This window comes from Pleionea sp. CnH1-48 (genome assembly GCF_024124665.1).
In the GTDB taxonomy this organism is placed as follows: Bacteria; Pseudomonadota; Gammaproteobacteria; order Enterobacterales; family Kangiellaceae; genus JAMXSB01.
On sequence record NZ_JAMXSB010000003.1, the window covers coordinates 167,979 to 186,470 of the forward strand.

Consider the following 18,492-nt stretch of genomic DNA (forward strand, 5'->3'; position numbering starts at 1 on the left):
AGTTACCAATAGTGCCATAAAAAAATAAATTGGAGACTCACTGTCTAATATCACCATTAATAGTCCAGTAAGTATCTCCCCAATTCATAGAAACTTTTTCTTTGTACTGTTTCTTCAACTCATCCCCAGCTGAAGTCTCAAACCCTCTAACAAACTCAAAGATATTCTCAGCTATCTTTGCACAAGGTTCTCCTTCTCCCCCCCAGTCCCAGGAAACTCGCCAGATCTCATCTTGATTATCAGGGCCAACACCTAAATAGATACCACCATCAGCAGGAATGGCGCACATACCTATTTTTAGAAGTCTTTTGTCCTGCCATAGATCTTCTTTTTCCTCCACGCCTTTCCATAGAAAAAGAATTTTTTCCAAACTATAAAAGTCTAAGATGTTTAATTCGCTATTGCCCGGAATATCGCCCGGACCATATTCAATACTGCTTAAAGCAAAAGGCATCTCGATTTCCGAGTCATAATAATAATCAAGAGCCAACTGATCTTCTTCGAGAATAAAAGACTGAGCAAATAGCCGATATAACGAGGGAAGAGCAAGCCCTAGTGCTTGCTCTATGGTCTGAAAGTCCACCGGATTATCCAGTGGACGGTTTTTTAAAAAACCAAAACCGCTTTTCATTCACAATTCTCAACTTATGTATCAAGTTTTTCGTATATATGCAGCTTTCCATCACTACAATGAACATACCACTTGTCACGGCTAAACTGCATTCCTTCAATTTTGCCAGGCAAAGAATGCTTCCAAACGACTTCATTAAGTTGTCTAGAGTAAACACCAAGCTCGCCATCTATTGAATTGCAAAAATAGATAAAGTCACTGTCAAACACCCCACCATTTCCTCTGCCAACAGCACGAACCTCAGCGTTATCTACTGTTTTATATCTACGCACAAGTTTATCTTCATTTAGATCAATAAATGTCATAAACGTGTGTGAATAACCAATTATTAGCTGGTTCTCTTTATCAATCGAAAAATACTCTCCCGGAACAAAAAACTCTCTCTCAACAGGAAAAGCGGTATATCCACTAGTATCAGTTTCTTCCCAACCTAGCGAATGTAGTATAGAGCCATCATTTACATCAATACCCACCAGCTTCCCTGATGATAAATGCAACCAAAGTGTCTCTTGATAACAACCAACGACCAAGTTTAAGCTATCAGCCACCTGTGTGCCAGAGTTGTCTTTAAAAAAGCCCTCTGGAGAATAACGCCAGATAACCTTTCCGTCATTAGCTTTAGCAACCAAGGTTTCTGTTCGTCCAAACTCAGTCTTTACTTCATCCATATCAAGAGCATATGGACAACCTGACTCAAAAGACCATGGCTCAAAACCAACCGTTTGTTTCAAACCAGTATCAGGATTCAACAGAGCGGTATCACAACTACCCGCTTGCATCCGGGTGAAGTGAATCTGGCCATCATTGGTTAAAGAAAAATAAGACGCCAGATAATATTGCTCATTCTTGTCATGGCAGCTAAATAACAACTCACCACTTTCTGAAGAAAAGATATCAACCGCCCCTAAGTCATCCTGATAGATAACATAAGGGGCTAACAGTGAGCACAATCCGCCGCTCTGGATATCATACAGAGATTTTTTTTCTCCACTGGGAAAAACAGCCTCGCCACTTTTAGTTAAGCAAAACAATCGTTCTCCATCGACTCCAAAACGCCGGATACTACTAAACTCACTTACTTTCTTAAACATTACTTCACCACTATAAAATCATACAACTTAGAGCTGGTATCATTAATCATTGCTTGCAGTTGCGCAGGATTACTTATACGCAGATTACTTTTCATAGAGTCACTCATTGCATCCCAGATTTGACCCGCATTATTTGATAATACATGCTTCATCTCGCCTTTGACCGCATTAACATCCGGTGTTTTTAAACTGTTGAAGACATACTGCATATCACCAATGGAGTCAGACGTTCTAAAATATTCCGCTAATTGTCTACCAGAGATATTTTTGATACCACCTAAACTCCAGCTTTTCAGCTCAACAAACTTAGGTTGACCACTCACCATTTCAATATCAAAACGACAACGGGTACATTGCACACCATCTCCAGAGAACTCATAGTCAAATCCAGCAATGGCTCTCGTATTACCTCGGGAGTATTCTAACATATGACTCAAACCATCCTGCATAGAGAAAGCAGGATTTTTCATATCGGTCATAACTCGATCAAAACCAGGTGTGTTGGAATGATTTTTAACAAACTGCTGAACATTTTCCAGGTGCCTGGTTAGACTCACCAGATTTGTAGCATTCCCAACTGGATTTTTAACCGCATCCATAATACGAGCTAAATCATCGGCTCCATTAGGTAGCTTACCCATAAAGTCAGCGTCTAGCATCATATTATCCAATTGACGCAGAGTGCCAATGTTCAAGCGGATCTGAGGACGTCCTGCGGCAACAACCCAAGCATCAGCTAAACGACCATCAGGCGAATTTTTCATAGCATCCAATAAATCTGGGTTTGCATCTAAATCGGCTTCTAATGTCGCTCTAAGATTTTCGGGCACACGATTTAATATTGCTGTAACTGACACACCAAAACTTACATCGCAGGCATCATTCGAGTTGTGCACCCACAAACCAAACTCAGAAACAAAGTAAGTATGATCATCCGCAACAGTTAAGTTGAATACATTCAAAGGACTGTTAATACGATCTGTTGCAGTAATAACAACATCACCATCCGCTACTGCTACCGCGTTTCCAGTTTTCAACTCTTGTGCTTGAGTCCAACCTTCACCCTGCAACCAGAATGGGTGCTCCTCGGTTACCTTAATTTGATTGTAACCGACTGCAATATTGTAATAATAGGGTGCTCGACGATTATGAAGCTTAGTAATAGGTTTATAGTGGTCCTCTTGAGTCTGTGAATTTCTAGATAGAACCAAATCACCCACTTTCAAGGATTCAATCGGCAGCAACCCATCACGAGTCCAAACTAATGTATCACCCGAGAATGAAGAACAACCGTTTACATCTGTACGATCATTATCTGGAACTCTGCGAGACAAATGGGCTAATTTAGGAACCAAGCGTCCTAAAGCAGCAGGACTTACCCACTCACCAATCACTTTACCTTTATCGTAAGCCGAACCATGAACCAAAGCCGTTAAATCTTTACCAATTTCATCCATGATGATCTGGAAAGTTTCTTCAGTATCAGTAACTAGCGCTTTACCTAATGCAATTAGGTTAGAAACAGTTTCAATTGGATGAGTGATCATGTGCCAAAGATCTTTACCTTGCTGCACAAGGCCGTCCCACATCCCTTCAGCAAAATCAACGAGATCACCAACGGTTAGAATGGAATCGCTGCTATCGTCATCCCCATTGCCAGTACCGTCACCATCTCCGTTGCCACCGCCGTCACCGCCGCCGGAGCCATCACCGTCACCATCTCCAGAACCTCCGCTTCCGCCAGAGCCTCCACCGTTACCGGAACCATCACCGTCGCCGTTTCCGTTACCAGAACCATCTCCATTACCGGAGCCATCACCAGAACCGTCGCCATTTCCGTTGCCAGAGCCGTCGCCATCTCCGTTTCCATTGCCAGAGCCATCTCCGTTACCACCTGAGCCACCGGATCCGCCTCCGCCATTAGAACCACCACCGCCGTTAGAGCCACTACCATTACCATAGTCAGCTGGATGACCACTTAACTCTTGAGCAATTTTTCCACCATGCTTTCTTACTTCATCTCCATACTGCGTGTAAGAAAAGATCGAAAAAATTGAAATCGTGGCAACCGTAATTACAAACTCTTTGATACTCGCACCGGTTATGCGAGAAAAACGACTTTTTTGGACAGGCTTAGAGTTTTTCATTTAACTTTTCCTCAAAATTAAGTCCATTACGCATCTGTTTTTAAAGAAGATGGAAAACGAATATTTTTCCATGTTCTATCGAGTACAGGTTGCAAATGAGCCATCTTGCCTGGCTCAGTAAATGCCATAAACAAAAACATCGTGTTATCGGGCGAACGGCCAACCCAAACCGTCATATCTTTTCGGTATTCATTTAAGCCAGTAGTGAAGGTGGAACGAAATCCCTCCATCTCGCCCAAACTAACCGAAACCAACTTTCCAACTGATTGTTCAGAGACACCAAAATTCTTGGCTATCGATTCAATGACTCCCATAGAAAAAGCATTGAATGCCATGGGATGCTCTGGGACTGTCTCTTCAACAAAATGCTGAGCTTGAATGATAGCTTTAGGGTAATAGTATTCGGGAGAAACAGCTTCAAACACCTCAGGCATAGAATCGCCTTTCTTTATTGACCAGTTCCATAAAGGATCATCGTCAATAGGAATAAGGAATGACTTCATATCAATGTAGTCAATACCACGAGACTGAACCGGTGGCTTAGCCAATGCGCAAAAGCAGCATAGCAAAGCAACAAAGCTGATTAACGCCTTCACACGGATGCTCCCATAGGCGCTAAAAACGGAATAAGGAAAATAGCCCATACGGCGGCCATTCCTCGGTAAGAATGCAAACGCTTTCTTAGCAACTCCAACTTAAAACGGCTAAAGATAAGCACAATGAGTGCAATCAATAAATAGGCAAATAAAAATCGACCTATTAATAATCCAACGGATGCAGAAAACATAACTCCCCTCCCCTATAATTCTCTGAGCTTTCCTTTACTACAGCTGTATGAGTTCAACTCTACGATTTAAAGCTCGGCCATTCTCATCACTGTTTGAAGTCAATGGCGACATAGGCCCCACACCATTAAACTTTATCCGAGCCTGATCCACGCCATATTTACTAATCAGTTCTTTAACCACCGACTCAGCACGCTTTTTTGATAGCGACATGTTATAGCTGACACCACCTACGTTATCGGTATGGCCTACCACCATAAAATTCATTCCAGTGTTTTGAGCGATCACATCACGCATCTCTTTTAAAGCTAAAGAAGACTCTTTTTTAAGCTCACTGGAATCTGTCGCAAAATAAATTCCGTTAACAATGACGCGACCGTCTTTTTCAAGGGTTCTGGCCATCTCTTTTGCTTTAATTACAACATCAAACTTATGATTAACTGGCTCAGAAATGATATCGATCATAGCTCTCGACTGCCCATCAATTTCATTAACATAAAATGAAACATAGTCGATTTTGGTATCACCCTTTACTACCTTACGTGCCGATACAAAATATTGAAATCCAGTGTGCTCTCCAACTAAATCCGTTAAATAAAGCTGCCAGCCTTCTACATTACCGCAACGCTCACCAGCACACCAAAACATTTCCTCGTAGCCTTGTGCTTCCAAACTTTTGCGTACTTGCTCAAAAATATTTACCGGACTTTGATTTACTGGGTAGTCAAAAATTTCTCTTACGATCTCACCAGATAAAAAGTTCGCAGACGATACACGGTATCCTTTACTGTGAAGGTCGGTATCTTCCTCTTGAAACTCAATGGGTCCGGTGATCAACATATAGTTGTCTTGAACACGATGCCACTTGCGAAACAGCTCAGCTTTCTGGCCAATATGAATCATGCTGGAGTCTGCCGATAAGGCACTACTCGACAATAATAAAAAAATACCTGATAAGGCCAAAATACGAAACATTACTTCTGCTCCCTGTCTTTCTTGTCAATTTACCACTGAATAATTGGGCTCTGCATTCTCACAACCGCATGAGAAGACAAAGCAAGATAATTCCCACCTGTTGCAACACCTAAAGCGTTACACGCCATTTGTTCCCGAGAAGGCTGAAACCACGGCGTTCGTCGTTCAAAACACCATCCACCGTTTACAACACACTGAATTAAATTTTTAATAATCGGAACCTTCATTTCATAACACCAATAAGTTTTTATCTTTAACAAATTGGCATCTTGGACAGAAATTTCCTTGCGGCCACCTCCACTTAACTCCTCAGTTTGGGTAGAACGCGTAAGAAGGTGATCATTAGGAATAAACCACTGCTCCCTTGGACGCGACTGATGGTTAAATCTAATAAGACGTTTTACCTTAAATTTATTAAACATATCTCGAGTAGGATGAATAATCTCGACGGATCGCCTTATTCGATTTATTCCCACCTCAACAGCTCGCGCCGACGCATAAGCTCTTCCTAGACCAGCAATACTACTATTACCCCGAACATAGAGCGGAGTCATATTCTTTGCCAAAGACTCTCTCATTTCACTGGAGCGAGCATGATTCAAAGCCCCTGCTCTTGCTGCATCAAATGTAGCGGTATTTAGTGTGGCCTTTGCTCGATAAATATAAGTGAATTCAAAAATGCCGAATAGCAATGCAAAAAATACAGGCATTATAATAATGAATTCAGTAATAGCCTGCCCGTTACTCGATCTCATAGTCATACCTATCTTGTTTTTTCTCGCATTCGTTTTTCTAAGCGAGTGTGTAAATCAAGAAAATACACCTGGTGCTCAGATTCGACGGGCACCACTTTTTCTGCCGTCTCTAATACATCTACTGCTTGCTTTACTCTTGTCAACGCCAAGTTATACCATGCGCGACCATCTTCTTTGTCTAACTTGATCGCTTCATTGAAACATCTCACGGCTGCTTTATATCGCCCTTGACGCACATAAATATTGCCCAGTTTTAACCATCCGTTCAGATATCCTGGTTTCTCTTTGGTAATGCCTAAAAATAATGTTTCAGCTTTATCCAGACGGGCTTCTTCATAAGCATGATTAGCCTCTTTGATTTTATCAATCAGCGATTCACCCTCAACATACCCCTTTGTCGTTGGCTTACCAGCGCATCCAGCTAAAATGCATACCAAAACCAAAATACCAATAAACTTCATTCCACTTCCTCTACTACCAATTTTTCGCCAAACACGATGTTTTGACTCTTAACAAAGCCATCTTTAAACTCAATCACATGCTTTGCATTCTTACTTGCTGCCATGCGATAGGGCTGTAAACTTTCAACAACCTTCACAACTTCATACTCTTCGTTCAAAAACACAATGTCCAAGGGTATTTTCATACCAAACATGTGTATCGACGCACAGTCTTTAAAAAACATCCCCTCTTTAACGCCAAGCTCTGTACGACCCAGAAGACCTTTTGCCCTCTGCAAAAACGATGTCGGTGTCCAGACGCTATCGGCTATTAATCGGCCGTTTTCTCCCACTACAACACTTCTTTTCATCACTTACTTCATCACCTCAACCAACTGGGTAACGATGGGGAAAAACAAAATAATGAACGTTGTTGGAAAAATAAACATAACCAAAGGACCAACCAATTTAACAGGAGCCTGCATCGCCAGCTTTTCAGCTCGCTGAAAACGTTCCACTCGACGTTGGTCGGCCTGTATTCTCAAAGTAACGCCAACCGATGCTCCTGATTTTTCCGCCTGAGCCAAAGCAGCGACCAAGTTTGAAATTTCCTTGATATCTAGCCGCTCAGCCATATTTCTTAAAGCACTTATTTTTCCAACGCCAGCTTTCATATCTCGCAAAACTTTTTGTAACTCAATATTCAGAGCCCCTTTAGGCCCTTTATCAACAGACTGAATCAACGCACCATTTAGATTCATACCAGCTTCTACCGCCATGGTAATAAAGTCCAAATAGACAGGTAACATTCTGATGATTTCATGTTCACGCTTTTTACGCCTGTCACTCAAATTCAACTCAGGAAACACAAAACCAAAGGCAGCAAAGAAAACGGGCACGATGCCAGGATCTTTTTCGAGCATGGCGAAACACCAATACACCATGACGCCAAAAATAATCGCAGAAACACACTGCAAACCAAAAAACTGTTGCGGAGAAAGCAAATAACCAAGACCAGAACGTTGAAGCTTAATTTTGCTTTTTTCTATGTATTCAACATTAAGCCTCTCACCGATGTGATGAGCGAACAAAGTTACCACAGGCCAGATTAATTTCATCAAGGGAGGTAAGGGGTCCATATACTCCCGATCATCTTCAGGCAACTGCTCTTTTATCTGATGAACAGACACTACGAACATCAGAACAGCCATTCCTATAAGTACAGCGATTATTATTGCTAAATTCTCAAACATCGATATTCACTATTTTTCTAATAAAGAAGTAACCCATGACTTCCATCAGTACAACAATGGCGATTACGATCCACCCATACCATTTTTCCCACAGAAGCGACATCTGCTCTGGTTCCATTTGATAAAGCACCAGGCCAAGTAAAATTGGCAATGCCGTCATAACAAAACCTTGAGCTCGCCCTTGAGCAGTCAACGCATCAATCTTGCCTTCCATTTCGATCTTGCGTCGCAACGTATCGGCTAGACGTTCGAGTGTATCAGCAAGATTACCACCAATTTCTCGTGATATTTGCATACCCGAAATAACCAACTTTAGGTCCATCATAGGGATGCGTGTATAGATATTGTTTAAAGCCTCATTAAAGTCAACGCCGACTCGAAGCTCTCGCAAAAACAAATCGAATTCCTGAGAAATGGGGCCAGTCTCTTCCATCACGACAGACTCAATCGCCTGGTTTAAGCTAGAGCCTGCTTTCATAGCCGTTGCTGAAGACTGCAACATGTCTGGCAATTGTTTGATGAAGGTTTCGTGTCGTTTTTTCTTTAGTACCTTGTACGAAATAGATGGGAAGAACCCCATAAGTACAGCAGCAATGATCGAAGGAACTAATGACTCAAACATCAAGAAAGCAAACAGAAAAGAAATCACGATCAAAATGATATTAAAAATAAAGATCTTCTCTGGCTCAACAAACAAAAAGAGATCAGCAGCTCGAACTTTTGCCTGACTGGTAAAGTTTTCGCGATAGCTAACAGCTGCTTTACTCAGCATCTGCCAACCGACATAAGTCAGCATCGCTGCAGTAAACGCAAATAATATGGCAACTAAAGTAATGACTGTCATTCTAGTGCCCTACCGCTGGAAAAAATTTCCATATTTACGTCAATGCCTCGTTTAGCAAGATTCTCGTAGAAATTAGGCACTAGCCCAGTCGCCACAAATTGCCCTTTCACTTTACCCTTTTCATCAAAACCAGTTTGTTGGTACTTAAAGATCTCGCCAAGTTGGACACGATTACCTTCTACACCAGACACTTCAGCAATGCTGGTTACTTTACGAGTACCGCAGGCAAATCGAGTTTGTTGAACAATAATGTTAACCGCTGATGCGATTTGTTCTCGAATCGCAATGACAGGCAAGTCCATTCCCGCCATCATAACCATAACCTCTAGTCTTGATATACAGTCGCGAGGGCTATTAGCGTGCGCCGTAGTCAATGAACCATCATGGCCCGTATTCATCGCTTGCAGCATATCAAGCGCTTCACCACCACGACACTCACCAACAACAATTCGGTCTGGACGCATACGCAAGCAGTTTTTAACCAGTTCACGAATGGGTACCGCGCCTTTACCTTCCTGATTTGCAGGTCGAGCTTCGAGTGATATCAAGTTCGATTGATACAGTTTTAATTCCGCAGCATCTTCCACGGTAATGATTCTTTCATCATCAGGAATAAAGTTCGATAAAACATTTAGCAACGTTGTTTTTCCCGAACCCGTACCGCCAGAAATAACTGCATTCTGCTTATTCTTAACGGCCGTTTCTAAAAAAGACACCATCTCGTTGCTTAAAGATTTAAAGCCAACAAGGTGCTGTGCAGTTAAACGATCCTTCATGAATTTACGAATTGTGATGCAAGGCCCTTTTAGTGCGATAGGTGGAATAACCGCATTCACACGAGAACCATCTTTTAAGCGAGCATCTACAGCAGGTGAACTTTCATCAATACGTCGGCCCAGAGGTGTAACAATACGCTCAATAGCAGAAAGAACCGCACGATCATCTGTAAAGGTAACATCAGACTTATAAAGCTCACCGGCTTTCTCATAGAAAATTTCGTCAGCAGCATTCACCATGATCTCACTGACATCTTCTAACGCAATCAAGCCTTCAAGCGGACCTAATCCCACCGCTTCATCTAAAACCTGCCTGGCAATTTTGACGCGATCAATTTCTTCTGGAATACCTTCGATGTTGCTAACAATATTGGCTATCATTTTGTCGGTATGAGCACGTAACTCATCATCTGACATTTCGTTAACATTGACTCGACGCAGATCCATTTGCTTAAGCAATTCTGCGTGAATTTTTCCACGCCACTCTCTTACCAAAGCTTCATTACTTTTAGGCGCTGATTCCTCAGCACTTTGCTCAGGGCTTTCTGTCGCTGCATTATCGTCGATTGAACTTGGTGTAGGCGGAGGTGTTTCTGGTTCTTCTCTCACCTTCTCAATAGTTCTGGCACCTTTTACCTTAATGCGGTAAGCATGGATCTCTATCTCATCTTCATCTTTGAGTGGCCCATAATCTTCGACAGCTTCACCATTCACCTTAGTTCCGATTTTGGTGCCAAGATCTTTAATGTGGACGCCAGATTCACCCCAATAAAGTTTCGCGTGCTCTTTTCCAACTTTCCAACCGTGCAGAGTAACGAAGCAGTTAGGGTCTTTACCAAGAAAACAAAACTCCGACGAACACATCAAGTCAGCGACTTTGGTTCCTTTATTTGTTTTTACATTTACCTGGAACATACTCTAATTACCCTAATCCAGAAGTTCGTCTTCAATGTCAGATTGTTCTTTCACTTTTCGCAAACTTTCAATATGACGCCTAAGTTTTTCTGGAACAGCAGAATCAGGCTTAACAATATGAGGTGTTACCAAAATAATAAGCTCGGTTCGGTTCTCACTAAAGTTTTTCGACTTAAAAAGCTCGCCAAGAATAGGTATGTCACCTAAAAACGGCATCTTTTCTACCGCTTTACTATCCGACGATTGCAACAAACCAGAAATAGCAATGGTTTCGCCACTTTTTAAGTTAACCACAGACTCTGTTTTGCGCTTTAAAAGTCCAGGAACACCGTTCACGATGGTCGAGAAGTCAATAGTGCTCATTTCCGCAGAAATTTTTGAAATGATGTTTCCATTTTCGTCAGACATTGGTTCTATATCTAACTGAACACCATAATCCTGCATTTCTACTACAGGCTGTCCAAATTCATTTAGTACTGCTAACGGGTATTCACCACCAGAATGGAAAGTGGCAGCCTCACCGCTACGAGTACTCAGCGATGGCTCTGCTAATGTGCGAGCCGCACCGTCTTCTTGAAGAATATTGATTTGCGACATAATACTCGTTGCAATTCCTGTATAGGTATAACCCGATGCAGAGTTAAAACCAATAGCAGCAGCAACATCATCAGGATCAAAACCCGAGGCTTCGTTTATCGTCATATAACGACGGTTAGGATTGAAGTGCTGAAGATAACTAACCGTCGGCCCCGCGATGGCTCGGTCCCATTTAATACCAAGGTTCTTCGCGTAATTTTTGTTAACCTCAAGAACTTGAACGCTCAGGCGAATCATATCCTTAATGACAACATCCTCTGGCTCAACTAAAGAAACGACACCAGGAAACTGAGAAAGAGTGCCTTGAAACATATCATACTTTTTGGGGTCAACTTTACCCTCAACAATCACAATACCGTTATAGTCTCTCACTTCGATATTACGAAAACTACGCATTACATTTTTAATAGTTCGAACTTGCTGTCGCATATTGGCAGCAGTAATGCTCACTCGATAAGAAAGCTTTCTCTCACCTTTTTTCCAAATATGCAGATCAGTTTCACCAGCTTCTTTTGGAATCAATAAAAGCTCGCCATTATCTAATATACTGGTACCAAGTATTTGATCACGGCCAACGGCAACTCGAACAACATCGCCAACTGCCAAAGTTTTTACTGATCCTACATGCAGCTTAATAGACTTCAAACGAGATGCAGCGCTGCTACTCACGCTAAATAAAATCAAGAAAATAACTAAAAAATGGTACAACGGTCTCATACATCATCCCCAAAAAATTACCGAATACTTACTTGTTTTGACTCTTTAGTTTTATCAGCTTTATAGATAGGCAGGCTTTTTATATATTTTTGTGACTGCGCGCCTGCTGCCTTTGAAACCGTTCTTAACTGTGCATTAATAGTTCCGCCTGAAGCTTGGCTACCGCCATAATACTTGTAGCTATTAGACGTACCACCCGATTTATTAAGAAGATCTTCTCTAGTTAAAAGATCTGCCTTAAGTAATCCTTTATCCTCCTGATTTCTAAGCATGAATACGAGATCACCAATATCCCGTGCCAATACTAATTTTGTTGCTTCTTCAAAGTCGACACCAACAGTAACACTTGAATATTCAGCAGAATCATTCGTCATCGTATTTTGAGCAATAAAGTCCTGTTCCTTTGAAACAAGAGATAGAGCGTCAACAGAAAGAATACGAACATTCTGCAATAAAGGCTTCAGGTTTTTGTTATCTTGTGACCCTGCCGCTGCTGAGACGAGATCAATTTCGTCAATCACCAACATAATATCAACAAAGTCACCAGGCAAAATCATACCTGCGACAGAATTAATATCATCGATTTCAAGAGTAACTGCCCGCTCTCCCTTATCTAACAAGTCAGAGAAACGATCGATGCCGAGTCCGGCTACGAAATGCCCTAACAAAGGCTCACCAGGCGTCATAAACTGACGAATAACTTGCTGCTCGTAAGCATGGAAATTCTCTGGCGTTACTGCCGAACCAGACACATTCGTTGCAGGAACTTTGGCAATCGCCATATTATCCAAACTGATAATATCCCCAGGGGCTAACGGCTGAGTAGCAACAACTACTGATACGTACTCCCCTTGTTCCTCTAAAAGCTGCATCCTTAAAGAGTCTTCTTTTGATGACAAATAGGTCCTGGTTAGCCAAAACGCTACCACCGCAATTACAATTGCAGCGACTAACAACCCCCAGGAACGACCAACTTTTGCAACTCCCACAATTAGACTCCTCTAAACTACTCTTAATCTAAACTTAATTTACTTATCAGCTTTATTTTGTGGATTATTTTGCTGAGCTTTGTTCTTCCGAATAAATCCATCCGGAAGATTATTTAATGTATGAGCATGAACATAGCCAGAGTGCTCTTGCTTGATCGCTTCCATTAAAATTTCTACTACCGACCTCCCATTGACATAGGGAGCAGAAAAAGCTGTCACAAGAACAACCAACCCAAGAACATACTCAGTAATGCCGTAACCTTTTATGCGTTTCATGATCACTCCGATATGACAGCTAGAATATGAGTATACTTACCCATCTTTTGAACAGACATATCCAAGCTAGAACCACCTTTGTTCATCATGAGTGCAGAACCATTAGATTCTGGCTTGGCTTTTTCTAAAACCGTCCAACCCTTGCTTTTGTAATATTTAGAGATATGCTCCAAATTTCTTGATACACCTTTTTCATTTACCATCCAAAGTGTTCGAGCTTCTTTGCCTAGGTCATTCTGCAAAATATCATTAAATACTTTCGTTCCCGGTAGCATAGGGAAACCTTTGCCTAGTTTGCGAGATAACTTTTTGATAGAAGGCAGGTTCGAAATCCCTAAGTATCCACGAATCACACTGCCTTTTAACCGCTTACCTTCTTTCTTTGGTATTTGAACAGTAAAAAGCATTCCTTTTTCTATATGAGAAGTTATTTTCCAACCGGGAATATCAGAATATTTTATTCCTTCACGTCCCCACTCCTTCAAATAGAATGCGTTGATTTCTTCCTCTGTGTCATCAGTTTCAAACTCCATTGGCTGCAGTTCAAAACCATTAAAATCCAAACTATCGGATACCATAGATATCTTAAAGCTATCAGGCACAGGAAAGATAGGGTCTTTTGCAGCCACATCAGAACAACTAACGACAAAAGCAACTAATATAGAAAGTGTTTTTAAAAGTTTCATAGCCACATCCCTTTTATCGATAACGGCAGTAACGAGGTCTGCGATTTCTACTATCAGACAAACGATTACAAGGTACAGGCTCTAAGGTCACTTCTCCCATATCGAAGTGCTTAAACTCATCGCCAAACTTACCTGGAAAATAACGAATCAAACGAATCATTCGTTCTAGTCGCATTCTCTCCATTAATTTAACAACTGGATTAAGGTCCTTAACCGCATTCTTCACATATTGAGGACCACCGGCAGTCCAACCTTCAGCTAACAAAACGTTATTGGCACCGATCTTAAGATTGGTAAAGCCATAATCCTTAAATTTAGCTAATTCGTTGTATTCAGCATTAACGGAAGAATCAAACTGACCTTTCAAGTTCAACTCAAAGGCAGGAGCAATAGTCCTTAAGGTTCTCATCATTCCATTTTCGAACTGGCTGGTAATCCCCTTGGACTTCTCATCCTTACTGGTTGATCCAATAAAGAAAGTTTTGTCGTCACTGTTCTTTGACTTCTCTTTAAAAATATCGATTGTCTTTCGATGTTGAGAATGATCGGCAACTCGCAACATGGGGTTGAGATCTTCTCTAACCGTATTGGTACTTTGCTTCTTATAAAAGCCTGTATCTTTTCCTGAGAAGACTCGATTCTGAATTTCAAATTGAAGTTGGCTATCCGTCTTTGTCGCGGTAAAACTTGCGCCATTAACTTTCTTTACATACTTAGGCGCAGTTTTATACCAAGCCGTTCGTTCCCAGGCAGCGTAACGGGCTGCCTGTTCAACGTACTGCCGAGACTCAATATATTTACTTAATATCGGCAGTAACATGGCTAAAGGCACCAAAATAAACAGACTGGCAATAACAAACTCTGTGAGCACAGCTCCTCTATTAGATAATCTCATTATCGTAGCCCCAATGTTCCAAGCGTTATCCAACGCTCACGATTAGAAGGCTCAACTAATCGAGTTTGCCAAAAAGGATTATACAAATTGCCGTACTCTCGTAGGCGATCGCTTCGTCCCCACTTTACTGACCATCGCTTAGAGCGCTTACCAAGCTCTTCCGGTCGACTATAGTAACTCTCTGCTTTTGCCAAAGCATAAATTCGATCTCTGGGTAGGCCACCTTTCTCTTCAATCTTGAAACGGTCCGCACGTGTCACATTAGCGTCAGTCTCTTCAATGGTTTCCATTGTTCTAATGTTTTCGCGCTTTTTCGTCATCAAAACAACTAAGTCAGGGCCAACGTCTTTTCGAGTATCATCTTTAAAATCACGGAAGGTTCTCAAACCTTGAGTGGTCGCTAGATTATTCTCGATGTCGCGTCGATTATTGCCAGAGAACCATGCTGGTCGATAAATTCCCCACGCAGCTCTGCGGTTACGCCATGCCTGTCCCCAAGCATCTGAAGATTGATGACGACGGGCATAATTTCCGTTGTGGTGCCATTGATTTTGTCGAGAATCAGCTCTTCTTTCCCAGTAATAGTTAAATGTGCCACGACGAGTATTGAAGTTGCGGTTAAGAGCATGTCCAGCTCCCCAGCCTAAAGGAACAACTTCACGGTCACGCCAATACCAACCACGACGCCAGCTCCATTTACGAACACCAAACCAGAAACTGTGCGTATCCATGGATGTCCACTGCCATTGCCATTGACGATTACGCATGCGCTTCATATAGAAATCCGTTCCGCCCGCCTTATTAAAGTGAAAGCGCACGAAGAAAAGGCTCGCGTTCCAGTATCGATACTCTCGAACAGGCAAAAATCTGTCTCGAGAATCTTTGACCATATTGGCAAATTCAGTAAATCGTTTTTGAGCTTTACGCCCCTGACGGTTGTAGCGCGCAGTTTGGCTCGGTGTGTAGCTCTCAAACTCATCTTTAAAAGCTTCAACAACCGTTGCGACGGCAAATCCGTTAAATGCAAGACCTTCTTCTATTTTAGGGTCATTTCTTTTTGCAACATCTTTGTAAACTTGAAAAGCTTTACCAACTGCAACGTTGTGATAAATAGTTTGAAGCCAGGAAAGTACGCCAATAATTCTATCTTGAATTGGAATACCAATTTTTGCCATGTTGTCAGTAATCATCATTAATATGTCTGTTATGTACTTCATAACAGCAGTCATTGCTCTTAAAATAGAGCCAATGATGGTTCCAATATAAGGAATTCTCTGAATATAACTGGCTAATTTGTCATAGTTATCTGCAGTAATGTCTGCCATGTGGCTCCATGAACTGAGTGCCACAAGATGTCCGATGGCAACTTGATTGGTCACCATTGCTCGATTGGTATAAGCAATGAAGTTCATGTCTCGAGTAACGATATTGACAGTACTATAAGCCACAGCATCTGCTGTATTCTGAATTTTCTGTTTCTCGGAGGTCACTTGCCCTACGTCATAAAGAGAAAACAATCCAAGTGCGACAGCTGCAAATAATAGAATGATAAAAACACTGGTGTAGCCATGTTGCTTTTTCATAGTCACATCCCATCTATGTCTTCTAGCGCTTTAACATCCTCTAGTCGATCATCTTTGTAGTAATGTTCTTTAACCGAAAAGCCCATACAGTATTCCCACATCTTATTAAAAGCTTCCTGTGGGGCTTTTTCATGCTCAAGAGCCATTTTAATCCGGTTACGATCAAGCAGATCATTAACCGTATTTTCGTTAAGAGGCTCTCTTCCCATAGTTTTTAGAATCGAACGTCTTTTTTGCTCTTGATTAAATTCTTTGAGTGTTGCAACACTTTCAGCATTAATCTTGGTTAGATCAGCAGTGTGCAAACAGGTTTCATGCTTTTCCCATTCAGGCGTACCAAATCCATGCGGATTATTTTCCGGTGATATTTTTTTATCTGACGCTTGAGCACAAGACGTTAATAAAAGAAAAATAAAAGGCAAAGATAATTTCATGATACTCCCTCAATATAAACAAGCGCGTAGCGAACTACGCGCTTACATTAGCAAAGCGATTAACGCTTACCACCCTTGGTAGCAGTTTTGCTGTAGTTGCTTAAGTTAACTTCTTCTTCGGCCAATGTCATTGCAGAGCGACCAGCTTGAGCAGCACGATTGTTACCATTAGCACTTTCGTTACCACCAAGTTCAGCAGCCATTGCACCTACTTGATTTTTAACAACATCACCAAATAATGTGAATACCCCAATAGCAGCAATTGCGATCAATGCTACGATGATGATGTATTCAGTCATACCTTGGCCCAGACTGCGTTTTTTTAGCTTCAAAGTTCTCATGATAGTCTCCTTAGTTTCATGATGATTGATTAAAGTTAAATTTTTACTAGCTCAACTCGACGGTTTTTTGCGCGTCCCTTTTCACTTTTATTAGTTGCAACAGGAACCCAGTCACCTACTCCTCGAGCTTTCAATTGCTCTTTTCTAATTTTGTATCCTTCAGTCAGCGCATTCACTACTGATGTTGCTCGCGCCTGTGACAGATCCAAATTAAAACGTTCGCTTCCATCACCGTCAGTATGCCCAACGACATAGAAGTTCATCGATTTATTTTGCTTGAGAAACTTTGCAATTTCATTGAGGGATTTTTTTGACTCGGATTTGATGGTTTTACTATTAGAATCAAAAAATATTCCATCTAAAACTATTTTTCCTTCGGACAATATTTTTTCTTGAATAAAGTCCGCGTTGATCGCTATAGAATCTTGTCGCATTGCCTCCTCAGTCAAAATAATATGATGAGCCGACGCGTTATAATAGCCTTCGTATAGAGACACAAAAATATAAGTCGATGTGTCACTATTTTGATGCTTAACCAAATAAATAGGTGATGTCCCGTCATAAGAATAAGAAATCTTTCCATTAAAATCGGGGTTAAGCTCAATATACTTTGCCATGCCCTGGCCACAATCAGAACCAGAACATTGAAAAACAATCTCCAAGTTAGCTTTATCAAAAGCCACTTCATAACTTTTTGCTAGTTCATGAACACTTACTTTTTCGGGTACCGTATAGCGATAAAAGCTCGCTTTCCCTTCTTTTGATAACCATTCACTTGTTCCGTCTGCTTTAACAGCCGCAACGGGAAATTTTATTTTATAATGCGAATATTCTTTATGATCTTTTACAGTAGAGTTTTTGAAACGACTAATCAGCGGATGATCTTTAACTTCCTTTGCACTCACATCAACACTTGATGCAACGATTAACCCCAGTAAACATAACCCTACTTTTTTCATTCTTATTAACATCTCAAACTCATTCCTTCTAACAGAGATGAAATACCCACATTAATCTTGAGAATAAAACAGCATTCCTTAAACAGCAGTATACAATCCCAAAGACCAATCTCAATTCTAATTTTAAATGATCCCAAAATATGTGAGAGCTCTCACAATTAAAAAAAATATCTACATTTGAGAGATATTACTAAAGGGCATATATGTGACTTAATGACTCTTTTTGTTAATTAAAGAGACGGATAAAGAATTTGGAAGGGAGATATGACAATTTGAAAGAAATGGAGTCTGTTACTTTGTAACAACAAAATGAGAAAAGTTTCTCACTTCATATTTCTACTACTAAACGTATAGATAACTTTTTAAAAAAGTAAAATACTCAATAGCTATTTTTTTAATTTTT

General features: G+C 41.0%; 21 protein-coding genes. All 21 read right to left on the minus strand.

Going from position 1 to position 18,492, the window contains the following annotated elements; all coding sequences use genetic code 11:
- Positions 1 to 37: 37 nt before the first annotated feature.
- The 21 genes from NH399_RS05900 to NH399_RS06000 are packed head-to-tail and all read right to left on the minus strand — an operon-like array spanning position 38 to position 18,101.
- The gene (locus tag NH399_RS05900; RefSeq protein WP_253037774.1) at positions 38 to 631 is read right to left on the minus strand and encodes a hypothetical protein; all 594 of its coding nucleotides are present in this window, start codon (positions 629 to 631) and stop codon (positions 38 to 40) included.
- Positions 632 to 645: 14 nt separating this feature from the next.
- The gene (locus NH399_RS05905; RefSeq protein ID WP_253037775.1) at positions 646 to 1,722 is read right to left on the minus strand and encodes a PQQ-like beta-propeller repeat protein; all 1,077 of its coding nucleotides are present in this window, start codon (positions 1,720 to 1,722) and stop codon (positions 646 to 648) included.
- On the minus strand, positions 1,722 to 3,869 hold the full coding sequence (locus NH399_RS05910; RefSeq protein WP_253037776.1) for a polymorphic toxin-type HINT domain-containing protein: 2,148 nt from the start codon (positions 3,867 to 3,869) through the stop codon (positions 1,722 to 1,724). The genes NH399_RS05905 and NH399_RS05910 overlap by 1 nt, the downstream gene beginning before the upstream one ends.
- Positions 3,870 to 3,895: 26 nt before the next feature.
- Positions 3,896 to 4,465, minus strand: coding sequence for a hypothetical protein (locus tag NH399_RS05915; RefSeq protein ID WP_253037777.1), 570 nt, complete (start codon positions 4,463 to 4,465; stop codon positions 3,896 to 3,898).
- Entirely contained in the window at positions 4,462 to 4,656 is a 195-nt protein-coding gene (locus NH399_RS05920; protein ID WP_253037778.1) for a hypothetical protein, read from the minus strand. Before NH399_RS05920 ends, NH399_RS05915 begins: the two co-directional genes overlap by 4 nt.
- A gap of 37 nt (positions 4,657 to 4,693) precedes the next feature.
- A complete protein-coding gene (locus tag NH399_RS05925) occupies positions 4,694 to 5,629 on the minus strand; it encodes an OmpA family protein (RefSeq protein ID WP_253037779.1) in 936 nt (311 codons plus the stop codon).
- A gap of 29 nt (positions 5,630 to 5,658) precedes the next feature.
- Entirely contained in the window at positions 5,659 to 6,384 is a 726-nt protein-coding gene (locus NH399_RS05930; protein WP_253037780.1) for a TadE/TadG family type IV pilus assembly protein, read from the minus strand.
- A gap of 8 nt (positions 6,385 to 6,392) precedes the next feature.
- The gene (locus tag NH399_RS05935) at positions 6,393 to 6,845 is read right to left on the minus strand and encodes a tetratricopeptide repeat protein (protein WP_253037781.1); all 453 of its coding nucleotides are present in this window, start codon (positions 6,843 to 6,845) and stop codon (positions 6,393 to 6,395) included.
- Positions 6,842 to 7,195, minus strand: a complete 354-nt coding sequence (locus NH399_RS05940; protein WP_253037782.1) for a DUF192 domain-containing protein — start codon at positions 7,193 to 7,195, stop codon at positions 6,842 to 6,844. Before NH399_RS05940 ends, NH399_RS05935 begins: the two co-directional genes overlap by 4 nt.
- Before the next feature lie 3 nt (positions 7,196 to 7,198).
- Entirely contained in the window at positions 7,199 to 8,023 is an 825-nt protein-coding gene (locus tag NH399_RS05945; RefSeq protein WP_253037783.1) for a type II secretion system F family protein, read from the minus strand.
- Between the two features lie 46 nt (positions 8,024 to 8,069).
- A complete protein-coding gene (locus NH399_RS05950) occupies positions 8,070 to 8,921 on the minus strand; it encodes a type II secretion system F family protein (protein ID WP_253037784.1) in 852 nt (283 codons plus the stop codon).
- Complete coding sequence (locus NH399_RS05955; protein WP_253037785.1) at positions 8,918 to 10,612, minus strand: ATPase, T2SS/T4P/T4SS family; 1,695 nt, start codon at positions 10,610 to 10,612, stop codon at positions 8,918 to 8,920. Before NH399_RS05955 ends, NH399_RS05950 begins: the two co-directional genes overlap by 4 nt.
- A gap of 12 nt (positions 10,613 to 10,624) precedes the next feature.
- Positions 10,625 to 11,926, minus strand: coding sequence for a type II and III secretion system protein family protein (locus NH399_RS05960; protein ID WP_253037786.1), 1,302 nt, complete (start codon positions 11,924 to 11,926; stop codon positions 10,625 to 10,627).
- Between the two features lie 17 nt (positions 11,927 to 11,943).
- Complete coding sequence (cpaB, locus tag NH399_RS05965) at positions 11,944 to 12,915, minus strand: Flp pilus assembly protein CpaB (protein WP_253037787.1); 972 nt, start codon at positions 12,913 to 12,915, stop codon at positions 11,944 to 11,946.
- A 39-nt stretch (positions 12,916 to 12,954) separates the two neighbouring features.
- Entirely contained in the window at positions 12,955 to 13,191 is a 237-nt protein-coding gene (locus tag NH399_RS05970; protein WP_253037788.1) for a hypothetical protein, read from the minus strand.
- Positions 13,192 to 13,193: 2 nt separating this feature from the next.
- Entirely contained in the window at positions 13,194 to 13,877 is a 684-nt protein-coding gene (locus NH399_RS05975; protein WP_253037789.1) for a hypothetical protein, read from the minus strand.
- A 13-nt stretch (positions 13,878 to 13,890) separates the two neighbouring features.
- A complete protein-coding gene (locus NH399_RS05980) occupies positions 13,891 to 14,772 on the minus strand; it encodes a hypothetical protein (protein WP_253037790.1) in 882 nt (293 codons plus the stop codon).
- Positions 14,772 to 16,355, minus strand: a complete 1,584-nt coding sequence (locus tag NH399_RS05985; RefSeq protein WP_253037791.1) for a Tad domain-containing protein — start codon at positions 16,353 to 16,355, stop codon at positions 14,772 to 14,774. The genes NH399_RS05980 and NH399_RS05985 overlap by 1 nt, the downstream gene beginning before the upstream one ends.
- A 2-nt stretch (positions 16,356 to 16,357) precedes the next feature.
- Positions 16,358 to 16,789 (minus strand): hypothetical protein, encoded by a 432-nt coding sequence (locus NH399_RS05990; RefSeq protein ID WP_253037792.1) that lies wholly within the window; start codon positions 16,787 to 16,789, stop codon positions 16,358 to 16,360.
- 59 nt (positions 16,790 to 16,848) lie between these two features.
- A complete protein-coding gene (locus NH399_RS05995; protein ID WP_253037793.1) occupies positions 16,849 to 17,130 on the minus strand; it encodes a pilus assembly protein in 282 nt (93 codons plus the stop codon).
- 35 nt (positions 17,131 to 17,165) lie between these two features.
- Entirely contained in the window at positions 17,166 to 18,101 is a 936-nt protein-coding gene (locus tag NH399_RS06000) for an OmpA family protein (protein ID WP_253037794.1), read from the minus strand.
- Positions 18,102 to 18,492 lie beyond the last annotated feature (391 nt).

Excerpts from the sequence above, each read along its gene's own strand:
- NH399_RS06000 (WP_253037794.1), bottom strand. The coding sequence starts at position 18,101 with ATGTTAATAAGAATGAAAAAAGTAGGGTTATGTTTACTGGGGTTAATC.
- NH399_RS05905 (WP_253037775.1), bottom strand. The coding sequence starts at position 1,722 with ATGTTTAAGAAAGTAAGTGAGTTTAGTAGTATCCGGCGTTTTGGAGTC.
- NH399_RS05980 (WP_253037790.1), bottom strand. The coding sequence starts at position 14,772 with ATGAGATTATCTAATAGAGGAGCTGTGCTCACAGAGTTTGTTATTGCC.
- NH399_RS05985 (WP_253037791.1), bottom strand. The coding sequence starts at position 16,355 with ATGAAAAAGCAACATGGCTACACCAGTGTTTTTATCATTCTATTATTT.
- NH399_RS05940 (WP_253037782.1), bottom strand. The coding sequence starts at position 7,195 with ATGAAAAGAAGTGTTGTAGTGGGAGAAAACGGCCGATTAATAGCCGAT.
- NH399_RS05900 (WP_253037774.1), bottom strand. The coding sequence starts at position 631 with ATGAAAAGCGGTTTTGGTTTTTTAAAAAACCGTCCACTGGATAATCCG.
- NH399_RS05990 (WP_253037792.1), bottom strand. The coding sequence starts at position 16,789 with ATGAAATTATCTTTGCCTTTTATTTTTCTTTTATTAACGTCTTGTGCT.
- NH399_RS05925 (WP_253037779.1), bottom strand. The coding sequence starts at position 5,629 with ATGTTTCGTATTTTGGCCTTATCAGGTATTTTTTTATTATTGTCGAGT.
- NH399_RS05975 (WP_253037789.1), bottom strand. The coding sequence starts at position 13,877 with ATGAAACTTTTAAAAACACTTTCTATATTAGTTGCTTTTGTCGTTAGT.
- NH399_RS05970 (WP_253037788.1), bottom strand. The coding sequence starts at position 13,191 with ATGAAACGCATAAAAGGTTACGGCATTACTGAGTATGTTCTTGGGTTG.
- NH399_RS05960 (WP_253037786.1), bottom strand. The coding sequence starts at position 11,926 with ATGAGACCGTTGTACCATTTTTTAGTTATTTTCTTGATTTTATTTAGC.
- NH399_RS05930 (WP_253037780.1), bottom strand. The coding sequence starts at position 6,384 with ATGAGATCGAGTAACGGGCAGGCTATTACTGAATTCATTATTATAATG.
- NH399_RS05950 (WP_253037784.1), bottom strand. The coding sequence starts at position 8,921 with ATGACAGTCATTACTTTAGTTGCCATATTATTTGCGTTTACTGCAGCG.
- NH399_RS05945 (WP_253037783.1), bottom strand. The coding sequence starts at position 8,023 with ATGTTCGTAGTGTCTGTTCATCAGATAAAAGAGCAGTTGCCTGAAGAT.
- NH399_RS05955 (WP_253037785.1), bottom strand. The coding sequence starts at position 10,612 with ATGTTCCAGGTAAATGTAAAAACAAATAAAGGAACCAAAGTCGCTGAC.
- NH399_RS05920 (WP_253037778.1), bottom strand. The coding sequence starts at position 4,656 with ATGTTTTCTGCATCCGTTGGATTATTAATAGGTCGATTTTTATTTGCC.
- NH399_RS05995 (WP_253037793.1), bottom strand. The coding sequence starts at position 17,130 with ATGAGAACTTTGAAGCTAAAAAAACGCAGTCTGGGCCAAGGTATGACT.
- NH399_RS05910 (WP_253037776.1), bottom strand. The coding sequence starts at position 3,869 with ATGAAAAACTCTAAGCCTGTCCAAAAAAGTCGTTTTTCTCGCATAACC.
- NH399_RS05935 (WP_253037781.1), bottom strand. The coding sequence starts at position 6,845 with ATGAAGTTTATTGGTATTTTGGTTTTGGTATGCATTTTAGCTGGATGC.